The sequence below is a fragment of the uncultured Campylobacter sp. genome (genome assembly GCF_938017705.1).
Classification (GTDB): domain Bacteria; phylum Campylobacterota; class Campylobacteria; order Campylobacterales; family Campylobacteraceae; genus Campylobacter_B.
In genome coordinates this window covers 1-11,648 of record NZ_CALIIS010000091.1, presented here as the reverse complement: position 1 = coordinate 11,648, position 11,648 = coordinate 1, and the positions used below count along the sequence as shown (strand labels likewise).

The 11,648-nt window shown below is 49.9% G+C and carries 6 protein-coding genes and 1 pseudogene; 1 reads left to right on the top strand and 6 read right to left on the bottom strand.

What is annotated here, in order from left to right; genetic code table 11:
• Positions 1 to 175 precede the first annotated feature (175 nt).
• From Q0605_RS04765 to groES, 6 genes are all read right to left on the bottom strand, one after another.
• Positions 176 to 2,368: a hypothetical protein gene (locus tag Q0605_RS04765; protein ID WP_298704721.1), complete on the bottom strand. Its 2,193-nt coding sequence runs from the start codon at positions 2,366 to 2,368 to the stop codon at positions 176 to 178.
• Positions 2,322 to 4,418, bottom strand: coding sequence for a replicative DNA helicase (locus tag Q0605_RS04760; protein WP_298704719.1), 2,097 nt, complete (start codon positions 4,416 to 4,418; stop codon positions 2,322 to 2,324). The genes Q0605_RS04765 and Q0605_RS04760 overlap by 47 nt, the downstream gene beginning before the upstream one ends.
• Positions 4,419 to 5,176: 758 nt before the next feature.
• Complete coding sequence (ispG, locus tag Q0605_RS04755; protein ID WP_298704717.1) at positions 5,177 to 6,244, bottom strand: flavodoxin-dependent (E)-4-hydroxy-3-methylbut-2-enyl-diphosphate synthase; 1,068 nt, start codon at positions 6,242 to 6,244, stop codon at positions 5,177 to 5,179.
• A gap of 628 nt (positions 6,245 to 6,872) precedes the next feature.
• The gene (locus Q0605_RS04750) at positions 6,873 to 7,937 is read right to left on the bottom strand and encodes a hypothetical protein (protein ID WP_298704715.1); all 1,065 of its coding nucleotides are present in this window, start codon (positions 7,935 to 7,937) and stop codon (positions 6,873 to 6,875) included.
• A gap of 586 nt (positions 7,938 to 8,523) precedes the next feature.
• Positions 8,524 to 10,161 carry a chaperonin GroEL gene (groL, locus tag Q0605_RS04745; RefSeq protein ID WP_298704713.1) on the bottom strand — a complete coding sequence of 546 codons (1,638 nt, stop codon included), beginning with the start codon at positions 10,159 to 10,161 and terminating at the stop codon, positions 8,524 to 8,526.
• Between the two features lie 12 nt (positions 10,162 to 10,173).
• A complete protein-coding gene (gene groES / locus Q0605_RS04740; protein WP_295151472.1) occupies positions 10,174 to 10,437 on the bottom strand; it encodes a co-chaperone GroES in 264 nt (87 codons plus the stop codon).
• 205 nt (positions 10,438 to 10,642) lie between these two features.
• Here groES and Q0605_RS04735 point away from each other — a divergent pair.
• Positions 10,643 to 11,648, top strand: a pseudogene (locus Q0605_RS04735) (hypothetical protein); the annotation flags it as partial.

Below are 11,648 nucleotides of genomic sequence, written 5' to 3'. Positions count from 1 at the left end.
GAGGACTGCCTGTATCGCTTGGGCGCGGTAGCGCAATAAGTGCGCCGTAATCCCGTCCCGCCTGCGCTTAGATTAAATTTTAAAATTTCGCCGGCCGCCACGCACGAAAGCTCCATAATCCGTCGTAAAATTTCGCTCGCAACGGGTCTAAGTTGCGCAGGCATAATCCGCTGCCCTACTTCCCGTCTAAATTTAAAATTTCACTCGAAATTTCATCTATCGTCGCGTTGAAATCCTGCGCCAGCGCGTGCTTTAGCTCCTCTTTCGCCGCCATCATATCGCGCACGATCGCAGCTTCAAACTCCTCTCGGTTCAGCGCCTCGTCGCCCTTGGCAAACGCAAAATCCAGCCCAAACCACGTAGCTACGGCAAACGCAGGCACGCACACCACCGCGCCCGGACCGCACACGAGCCCCGCACTACCGCTTGTTGCGCTGGCGCCCGCTTTGGTAAGGGTCTTCGCGCCCGTTTTAGCCGCAGTTTTAGCGAGGCTCTTGCTTATCAGCTTTGCGCCCAGCACGCCGCCCAGCGCCCCCAGCCCCGTCCCGCTCGCGCGATACGCCTTGCTTTTTAGGTTGAAGCTCTGCGTGACGTTGAGATCGATTTTCGCGCCGTATTTTTTGAGCGTAAAATTTAGCGAACTCTCATAATTTTTGGCGTTTGCCGCAGCTATTTTAGCGATATTTTCGCCAAAATCTTTCGGAAAACTCTCGCTCACAAAGCCCGCAAATTTCTCATTCAGATACGCCCCCGCGTCATCGTCCCACACGCCGTGCCACAGCACCAGATAATCGCTTAGAAACGAGTAATTGAAATCCGCCATTTTCTGCGCGCTAAGCCTCGCGCCCTCGTCATAAACGGCGTCGATGTAGCTATTTAGCGCGGATGCGGCGTTTGCCTCCGCAGCAAAGCGCGTAGCGTTTAGCTCGCCTCTTAGCGCGTCCGCCTCGCGCGCACTTAAGATCAGCCGCTCGCCGCTTTGTAGTACGATCTGCACGCTCGTCTCGACCGCGCTTTTAGGATGTACGTCCTCCGCCCTGCTCGCTGCCGTGCGCGTCTGCGCGGCGCAGATCAAACACAGCGTGACGTAAGCAAGCGCAAAGATCGTGCCGCTAAAGCGCCCTATTTTGGGCACGGCTGCTGCTCGCGACATAAAAAGTACGAAGGCGCAAAGATGCAAGATCGCGCAGTAAAAGAGGAAATCTCCCGCGCAGATCAGAAACAAAAGAGCGATTTTTAGCGCGCTAGGGCTCTGCGACAGCGCCAGATCAAACAGCGCGTTTTTGTAAAATTTCAAAGCGTAAATTTCATTTAGCAGAGCGGATCTAAAGTGCACTTGCGGCGCGGTAGATTTTAAAATTTCAAAAATTTCGGCTATCGATGTGGAGTTTGTCGCGGATTTTTCAGCAGAACTGTCGGCGACCATACTCGTTGCGGTGGGAGTTTGAGCTAAATTTAAATTTTGCGCTGCGGCGGGACTAGTCGTAGAATTTTTGGCGAAGGTCTGCGGCGCAGCGGCGGGATCTGCCTTTGAATTTTTAGCCGAGGCGTGCACCGCTCTGACGGAGCCCGCTTTAAAATTTGCGGGCGAAGCGGTAGGTTTTTTGGCGGCATCCGGCGCGGGCTTGACGGCATTGCTCGTCCCGGAATTTCGCACAACTATGGCGGCGTTGTTCGCAGCGGAATTTTTAGCGAATTTAGCGGCGTTATTTGTTGCAAAATTTCCGACGGGCGCGGAAGCGTCGTTTGCCGCGAAATTTCCCATGGATGCGGCGTTGCGGGCGGGCGGAGTAAAATTTATCGCGGAATTTAAAGAGTGTGCGGCTGAACCCGTAGCGTCTGCAAGCCGCAAATAGGCTAAATTTATAGCGAAATTTACCGCTACGGCAAGCGCGGCGAGCAGCAAAATGCTAAGTTTGAGCGATAAAATTCTAGGATTTTTAATCTCTTTTAGACTGAGCTTCAGCACCGCCAGGCGCATCAGAGCAAGAGCTGCAGGCAGCGCCGCGAGCGTCACGAATAGCTCCGCGCCGCGCAGATCCGCTAGGCCTAGCGCCAAAGTGACGCTCAAGAGGACCGCGCCCGCGAAGGCTAAAACCCCGCTTATCAACCTGCCTCTAAAAATTTTAATCAAAGTCCCGCTGCTGCGAAATAGCGCCGCATTGGCGCGCTGCTTCGCCTCGTAAAAAAAGCTAAATAGCACCTGAAATAACGCATAAGCCCAAAACGCCGCCAGCGCGCAAAAGCCTGCGTCGTCCCAATCCTGCGCGTAAAGCGCGAAACAAAAAACGCTAACGATCAGCGCGAGCCTAAGCGCTATTTCACAGATCCAGCGGCGCGTCGTCGTCATCGAGCCTGTTTGCCTCATTAATCTTTGGAATGCCCATCTCTTCGATATTTAAAGGCGGCGCGGGTTTAAATTTCGCCTCGTCCTCTTGCGCTTCAAAAGGCAGTTCATCGCCCTCGCCTCTTTCAAAATTTAAAACATCCATTCGCTGCGCACTCCCCGCGCTTTGCGATACACCCTCTTCACCTTGCTGCGCGCCTTTTGTGCCCCGCGATGTGTCTTTTGCGCCTCGCGGAGTGCCCGCTAAATTTTTATGCGCGCCCTCTGTTTGAGGCGCGATACCGCCCGCTCTCGTATCATCTAAATTTTGACCCTTAAATTCTTGCTTTTGCGGTGCGTTCTGTGCCGCGCGCTGTACCTCTGCCAAACCATGCTCTGCGCTAAATTTAGACTCGCCGTCTATCTCCTCGCCGTTCTGCCCTCTGCTTTGGCCGAAGCTAGGCATCTCGTCAAAATCGATATTTACCCTGGAATTTCGAGCACCAGCAGAGCTTTCGTTTAAACTTACGCCACTATTTTGCGCTTCGTTAAAACTCTCCGCGCCGTTAAAGCTTTGCGCTAAATTCTGTTGCAAATTCTGCGCTGTATCGGGATGCTGCTCAACTGGCTCCTCAAAGCCCTGATCTTGCAGCTGCGAGACGTAGTCGAGATTGTCGTTTTCGTTAAAGATCGCGCTCTCGCTGGGCTCACCGCCGAAGCTCGTATCGACGAAGCGGGTAAATCTGCCCTGAAAGCCCACCTCGATCGTCCTGCCCGCCTCGCCCGAGCGGTTTTTGCCGACGATGATTTCGGCTTTTTCCTGATAGTCGTTGCGCCTAAACACGGGCTCGCCCGCGTCCTTGCCCTCGGCCTCCAGCCGCGAAATGCGCTCGCGCTCCATCTGCTCTTTATAAACCTCGTCGCGATAGACGAAAAGTATGATGTCGGCGTCCTGCTCGATCGCGCCGCTTTCGCGCAGATCGCTTAGCATCGGGCGTTTGTTCGAGCGCGCCTCGAGCGAGCGGTTTAGCTGTGACAGCGCGATGATCGGGATGTTGAGCTCGCGCGCCAAAAGCTTGAGCCCGCGCGAAATTTCGGCGATTTGCAGGTGGCGCTCGGAGTAGTTGCTCGTGCTCGTCATAAGGCCGATGTAATCGATCACGCAAAGCTCGATATTGGCGTCTGCAGATTTGAGCTTGCGCAGCTGGGTGCGGACTTGGTGAATGTTCACGTAGCCGCTGTCATAGACGAAAAGCGGCATATTCAGCACCGCATCGCAGGCGTCGTTGAAGCGCGTCCAGTCGTCGTCGCTGAGCTTGGCGCTCATTATGTCGCTTAGCGGGATCGAGCTAAGCGCGCTTAGTATGCGATACATCAGCTGCACGGAGGGCATCTCGAGCGAGAAAAATACGACGCCTTTGCCGCTTTGCAGCGTTTTCATCATCAAATTTAGCGCAAAGGCGGTCTTGCCCATGCCAGGGCGGGCGGCGATGATGATGAGCTCGCCCGGTTTTAGCCCCTTCGTGCAGTCGTTTAGGAAGCGAAAGCCCGTATCTAGCCCCACGAGCTCTGAGCCTGCGAGTGCCTTTTGGCGTTTCAGCTCCTCCACCACGTCGGCGATAATCTCGTGCGATTTTTTGATGCCGCCGTGGCGCTCCTCGTCGATGAGCTCGTAAATTTTGGAGCTGATTTTATCGGCAGTGTCTTTGCTGCGCACGGCTTCGTTTACCATCGAAGGGATCTCGTGCGCGACCTTGATTAGCGAGCGCTTGATCGATTTTTCGCGCAACTCGAGCGCGTATTTTGGGGCATCGACCACGCCGCTAGTGGCTACGACCTCAGTAAATGCGCCATCGTCGTAGCGCTCGGCTAGCCATTTTTTAACGAAGCTCGGCGCAATCGGCTCGTTGTGCGAGGAGCATTTGACGATCGCCTCGTAGATGTCGGCGTGCGGCTTGTAGAAAAAATCGCCGACCGAGATTATCTCGCTCAGCTCGCCGTATGCGTCCTCGTTTTGCAAAAGCGAGCTTAAAATCGCGCGCTCCATATCCAGATCGTATAAATTTGCAGGCACATTCTGCTTCGTTGCCATCGCTTCCCCTCGTTTCGCATTTAAATTCTATAAAATTTCAGGCTCGCTTCCGCAAATCTCTGCGGCGCGATAATTTTAAATTTTATAGAATTGAAATCTCGCCTCTTAGCAAAATTTTATCGGGAGGAATTTGTATAATTTCGACCGCCTTAAATTTTGCTATCTAAAATTTCATCCTCGGAATTTTTGACTTTAAAATCCAGCCGGATGAAATGTCGCCCTTTGAAATTTTGACTCTTAAAATTTCGCTCGCCTTAAATTTTAGGTGCAAGACGAAATCCAGCCGGATGAAATTTCGCGGCGTATCGGAAGCTCATCCGTCAAGATTCCGCTTTGCGGCACGGAGTTCTACCGCTTAAAATTTTGCGCGGTAAATTCTACTCTATAAAATTTCGCTTCAAATCGCGAGTTTTAAATTTTAAAATGAAATTTCAAGACGAAATTTCAAAGCCAAAATTTTAAACTCAAAAATTTCACACGAAATTTCAGTACTAAAATTTCAAGCCTAAAATTGCAAACCAAAATTTTAAGCCGCACTCCCCAAAGGCTCAAATTTAAAAGCGCCACCTTAAGGATGAAATTTTAAAATTTCACGCCAAGACGCGCTGTACCTATAAACCTAAACGAACCGCGATGAGCCCGAGAGCGCCTTAAAACGCCGAGCAAACTACAACTAGCCCAAGCGCACCAAAATTCAGAGCCGAAATACCCAAGCCACGAATCATAGCGGCTTTAACCGGCTAGGGGCCCCGCAGCCCTCACGCTCCTTCGCGAGCCCGCACCTCGTCCTCGACCTCTTGCAAAAACCGCTCCACAAGCTTGCTCTCATCGAGTTTAGCGACCACTTCGCCGTGGCGCATCACGATGCCGCGCCCGTTGCCGAACGCGATCGCCACGTCCGCGCCCTTCGCCTCGCCGATCGCATTTACGACGCAGCCCATGACACTGATATTTAGCGGCGTTTTGATATGCGCGGTTTTTTCTTCGACGATTTTGATCGCGCTTAGCAGATCGCTTTGCAAACGCCCGCAAGTAGGGCACGAGATGATATTGACGCCGCTTTTTTGCACGCCCGCATCCTGCAGGATCGCGCGCGCGACGCGGATCTCCTCCTCAAGCTCGCCCGTGATGCTCACGCGCATCGTATCGCCGATCCCCTCCATCAAAAGCGCGCCCAGCGCGATCGCGCTCTTGATGCTCGCGTGAAATTTCGTCCCCGCCTCGGTCACGCCCAGATGAAAAGGATACTCGCATAGCGGGCGCAGCGCGCGATACGCAGCCACCGTGCTCGGCGCGTCCGAAGTCTTAAGCGAGATCGCAATGTCGCTAAAGTCCTCATCTTCAAGCAGCGCGGCGTTATACAGCGCGCTTTGCACCATCGCCTCCACGCTGCGGCCGTACTTTTGCTCAAACTGCTCCTCCAAAGAGCCCAAATTTACGCCGATGCGGATAGGCAAATTGCGAGCTTTGCACGCGCGCACGACCTCTTTGATACGCTCCCTGCCGCCGATGTTGCCCGGATTTATGCGGATAGCATCGACAAACTCCGCGACCTGCAGCGCCAAGCGAAAATTAAAATGGATGTCCGCTACGATGGGAAGCGGCGAGCTTTTTTTGATGCGTGCGAGCGCGTCAGCGTCCTGCTTATCGAGCACGGCGCAGCGCACGATGTCGCAGCCCGCGAAATACAGGCGGTTTATCTGCTCTAGCGTGCCCTCCACGTCCTTCGTTTTAGAAAAGCTCATCGACTGCACGGAGATGGGCGCGCCGCCGCCGATTTTGACGGAGCCGACGGAGATTTGACGGGTCGGATAGCGATTTTTCAAATTTAAGCCTTTAGAATTTTTTGCGCTATTTTATTCAAAACGGGGTTAAAATTTAATAATTCGCGCTCGCTAGCCGCCGCAGAATTTTGCCTGCAGGATTTTACCCGCTAAATTTTACTTTCGCACTTGCAAAAAATTTTATTTCGCCGTGAAATTTGAGCAAATAGAGTTTTATAAAATTTCGCCATCTAATAAAATTCTAAAAATTCCGACAACAAATGAAACTCTACAAAATTTGATGGCAAGTAAAATTTATCAAACCACGCAGCCAAGCAAAATTTCGCGAATTTAGTAGGCGAGACGGGCGAAGTCCTGCGACATAAAATTACAAAATTAAGCTTTTGAAATTTCCGCGAAATTTTACCCACAGTATCGTCGCAGCGCTCACTCGCGCAAAACGAGTGCAGTATGGTTTATCCTAGCAGCGCAGCATGCAGCCGTGAAATTCAAAGCAAGTGGACGAAATATGAACATTCTATCTTTAATTGCAGCATTAGGGCATTGTTTCGCACGGCGGCAAAGCCGAAAAAACGTCAGCCGTTCGTGTTTGCACACCGCGCCAGTATCGCGAGAGGCAGCAAAATTTAAACCGCCTACGCATATAAATTGCGCCGGCGTGCCGCCTAGGCTAGCGCACCAACTCCATATTCACCTTGACCCTGCTCATCTTGTCCTGCAGCATATCCATCACCGACTCATTGCGCGACGAAGCGTCATCCGTCGGGGCTTCGTGCTGCTGCCACTTACTTTTCGGCGCGGCGGGGCCCCACTGCGACGAAAATATCAGCCCTCGCTTTTTCTCGGTCTCAGGCGCAGGCTCGTACGGCTGTGGAGCGGGCTTCGCCCAACGCTCATCATAACGCATCGCAGCACCTTGTCCTAGCGCATTACTTCGCTCCGGCGACTGTATTTTACTAAGCGCGCTACCGCCAGGGCGTCCTATCGCACGGCTAGAGCGAGCAGATATGGGAAGATAGGGCGCGCGGGCATTTTGACGAGCCGTATACTTCGTGGCACTCGAATGAGATGCAGCTGTATGCCCCATAGTGCCAGAACGAGTTACACTATAGCCGTGGCGAGCTTGCGGCTGTGCAATTCGAGTCGTCGTTAATTTTCGAGCTCGTGCGTCTACGGTTTTGTCAGTCTGCTCATCTGCACCTCCGTGAGTTTGCGCGCTTGCATTTCTCCGCATATCTGCGCCTCTGTAAGTTTGCTCCGTATCGCGAGCGTTTGGCGCCTCATCCTCATAGATGCGGGTCTTTGGCAAACGCATCAGCGTCGCAACTAGACTCTTGCTAGCTCCATTCTGACTACTTGATTGATTGGCTAGGAGCCTAGATGCTTTATTTCTCGCAGAATGCGATGCGAAATTTTGCCCGGGATTTTTAGTAAAATTTTTCGCACTTTTTTGCGTGGAATTTTTAGCGAAATTCCTAGACGCACGCGTATTTTTTGTAAGCTTGGATTTTGAAAGGCTTTTAGCATTTGCAGATTTTTTAGCATGTGGCTCGGCAGAGGATCTTGCCGAGGTATTTTTACTCGAATGATCTTTAGCTCGCAGATTTTGAGATGAAATTTTAGATTTATGGTTTTGCAACGCGGCGGGCGATTTATGGTTTTGCTGCGCAGCAAAAACGTTAGAGAAGCTCGTCAAAATGAACGCAATTAAAAAAATACGAGCTAAATTTTTCATCGTTTTCCTTTCCATGGATTTTAGGCGAAATTTAGCAAAGCTTAGATTAAGCCGCGTTAAATTTAATGAGTGAGGCTATGAAATCTCAGCTCTAATTCAAAGCCGTATCGCCAAACAAAAGGCTAAGCTTTAAAAATTCCGCAGCTAGGATTCTGTTTGGCAATAGAATTTTATCACACTAAAAATATGACGTCACGGCAAAAATTTTATCTTGTAAGTGTTTAGGCGGGAGAGCTGAAAAATTTTAAAGTTTTAGAATTCTGCGCTTAAATTTTGAGTGGCAAGTCAGAATTTAAGGTAAAAAGCAAGCTCATATAAAGTTTTTAAATTTAAAGAATAAAGCGGCAAAACTGCAAATTTGCGGCGAGATACGAAATTTGCGAGATCATGCAATGACTAAAAATCACACCGCTTAATCGTTAATTCATAATAAATCGCCGCGCCTTAGACATATCCAAAACGCGGCACATATCATTCTAGCGGCGTGTAGCTACAATATCGCCGCACAAAGGCATTGCGGAACGCTGCAAATCTCACAGCGCCGTTGCAATGGCATAGGAGCGCCGAATGACGCTCCTATGGGGCTCTACATCATTCCGCCCATACCACCCATTCCGCCCATATCAGGCATTGGAGGCATTGCAGGTTTTTCCTCTTTGATCTCGCTTACGGTCGCTTCGGTCGTTAGAAGCAAACTTGCGACGGAGACCGCGTTTTGAAGCGCGATACGCTCGACCTTCACAGGATCGATGATACCTGCCTCAAACATATTGACGTACTCGCCGTTTGCGGCGTTGAAGCCAAATTTTTTGTCTGAGCCCTGCTCGACCTTATTTGCTACGACACCCGCGTCAAATCCCGCATTCTCTGCGATCTGGCGAAGTGGAGCGAAAAGCGCGCGCTTAACGATGTCTGCACCGATAAGCTCGTCGCCGCTTAGGGCTAGTTTTACGCTAAGTCCAGCTCTGATTAGCGCAGCGCCGCCGCCGATTACGATACCCTCGTCTACGGCTGCTTTAGTTGCGTTTAGAGCGTCGTCCACGCGGTCTTTTTTCTCTTTCATCTCGGTTTCGGTCGCAGCGCCCACCTTGATAACCGCAACGCCACCGCTAAGCTTAGCCATGCGCTCTTGAAGCTTCTCTTTGTCGTAATCGCTCGTAGTCTCTGCGATTTGAGCTTTGATCTGCGAAACGCGCGCATCGATATCTTTTTTCTTGCCCGCGCCGCCCACGATAGTTGTGTTATCTTTGTCGATCACGATGCGCTCGGCTTGTCCAAGATCAGCCATGGAGGCGCTTTCTAGCGTTCTGCCAAGCTCCTCACTGATGACGGTGCCGCCCGTTAAAATTGCGATATCTTCAAGCATCGCCTTTCTGCGATCGCCAAATCCCGGGGCTTTGACCGCAGAGATGTTTAACACGCCGCGAAGTTTATTTACGACTAAAGTCGCAAGCGCCTCGCCCTCGATATCCTCGGCGATGATTAGAAGCGGTTTGCCGCTTTTTTGAACCTGCTCCAAAACTGGTAATAGGTCTTTTAAATTTGTAATTTTTTTGTCAAATAGAAGCACTAGCGGCGAGCTTAGCTCAACTAGCATTTTCTCGGCATTTGTAATGAAATATGGGCTTAGATAGCCGCGGTCAAACTGCATTCCCTCGACTACGTTTAACTCATCGTTGATAGATTTTGCCTCTTCGACGGTTATAACGCCGTCCTTGCCGACTTTCTCCATCGCATCTGCGATCAGATCGCCCACCGCGCTGTCGTTATTAGCAGAGATCGTAGCAACCTGAGCGATCTCTTTTTTGCCACTTACTTTTTTAGAGGATTTTTTTAGCTCCTCAATAACCGCAGCGCTAAATTTATCCATACCACGCTTAACTTCGATCGGATTTGCGCCCGCAGTTACGTTGCGTAGGCCCTCTTTAAAGATCGCGTGAGCTAGCACGGTCGCAGTCGTAGTGCCGTCGCCTGCTTGATCGTTGGTTTTACTCGCTACTTCGCGCACCAAAGAAGCGCCCATATTCTCTAGCGTGTCTTTTAGCTCGATCTCTTTAGCTACGGTTACGCCGTCTTTTGTGATCGCCGGAGCACCGAAGCTCTTTTGGATTAAGACATTGCGACCGCGAGGTCCCATCGTAACTTTTACAGCGTCGTTTAGCTTCCTAACGCCCGCGTAAAGCTTGTTTCTTGCGTCGTCTGAAAAAATAATCTCTTTTGCCATTTTCAATCCTTTTTATTTAATTATGCCTAAAACATCTTCTAAATTTAAGATAAGAAATTTCTTATCATCTAAGCTAATCTCGCTGCCTGCGTATTTTGCAAACGCTACGGTATCTCCATTTTTGACACCTTCACATTCGCTGCCGACGGCTACGATTTTGCCGGTCGAAGGCTTCTCTTTTGAAGCATTGTCGGGGATGATGATGCCCGAAGCGGTCTTTTTTGTTTCCTCCTCGCGCTCTATTAGAACGCGCTTGCCAAGTGGTTGAAATTTCATTTCAGTCCTTTCTTTGATTTGTGATTTCTAAAATTGGCACTCAATGTGTTTGAGTGCTAAGATTATATGCAAAATTTATATTCTTGTCAATAGTTTATGAAAAATTTTTATAAAACTTTAGTGATTTAAACTCAAGTATTGAGATTTCAAATGTTAAATTTTAAGGGCTATAATACCCTCAAATTTTAAATTTTAAGGGGACGAAATGAAAATTTTCGGCATAATCGCAGGAATTTTAATCCTGCTTATCGTAGGCGCGGGCTGCCTATTTTTCAGCGATTTTGGAAACAATCTAGCTAAGCCTTACATAGAAAATTTGATCAAAGAAAAAAGCGGCCTTGACGTGAAGCTTGAGAAATTCGATCTAAATTTCGGCGATCTGGACATCAGCGCCAACGTAAATGACGCTGCAAACGTAAACGTAAAGGGCAAATACTCGCTTTTTGCGCGCTCTTTCGATCTTAACTACGACGCAAACGCGCACGATCTAGCCAAGCTCGGCATAAAAACGAGCGAAGGACTAAGCCTCAAAGGGCAAATTTTAGGCGATCTTGACAAATTCGGTATCAACGGCAGCGGGCGGATTTTTGATAGCAACGTAAAATTTTTAGCAAATTTAAAAGACCTTAGTCCGCTTGATCTACAAATCGACGCTAAGGGCCTAAACGTCGAAAAAGCCCTTGCCGTGGTCTCTCTGCCGATCTACGTCAAAGGAAATATCGACGTGCTCTCGGACATCAAGGCTAGCAGCGGCGGCGCAGATGGCAACGCAAGCATCAAGAGTTCAAATTTGATCCTAAACGAATCTGCGTTTAAAGATATGAATATCTCCATCCCAAAAGGCGTGCAGATCACGCTAAACTCGGACATCACGGCGCAAAATGACGTCCTGCGAGCAGCAAGCAAGATCGATTCGACGCTAGGCAAGATCAGCGCCGAAAAATCGGAATTTGATCTGAAAAACAAAACTTTAAACTCCGATTTCAATCTGAATTTGCCCGATCTAGCGAAGCTCGAAAGCCTGCTCGGGCGTAAAATTTCGGGCGACGTTAAAGCAAACGGAAATTTAAAGACCGATTTTTCTACGCTTGAGCTTTCAAACTCGCAAATTTCGGCGTTTAAAGATGCGCTTAAAGCGGATGCCGAGGCCAAATTTGACCTGAAAAACAAAAACGGCGAGCTGTCCGCAAAGCTAAATGCAAACGATCTAG

Excerpts from the sequence above, each read along its gene's own strand:
- Q0605_RS04765 (WP_298704721.1), bottom strand. The coding sequence starts at position 2,368 with ATGAGGCAAACAGGCTCGATGACGACGACGCGCCGCTGGATCTGTGAA.
- Q0605_RS04760 (WP_298704719.1), bottom strand. The coding sequence starts at position 4,418 with ATGGCAACGAAGCAGAATGTGCCTGCAAATTTATACGATCTGGATATG.
- Q0605_RS04750 (WP_298704715.1), bottom strand. The coding sequence starts at position 7,937 with ATGAAAAATTTAGCTCGTATTTTTTTAATTGCGTTCATTTTGACGAGC.
- groL (WP_298704713.1), bottom strand. The coding sequence starts at position 10,161 with ATGGCAAAAGAGATTATTTTTTCAGACGACGCAAGAAACAAGCTTTAC.
- groES (WP_295151472.1), bottom strand. The coding sequence starts at position 10,437 with ATGAAATTTCAACCACTTGGCAAGCGCGTTCTAATAGAGCGCGAGGAG.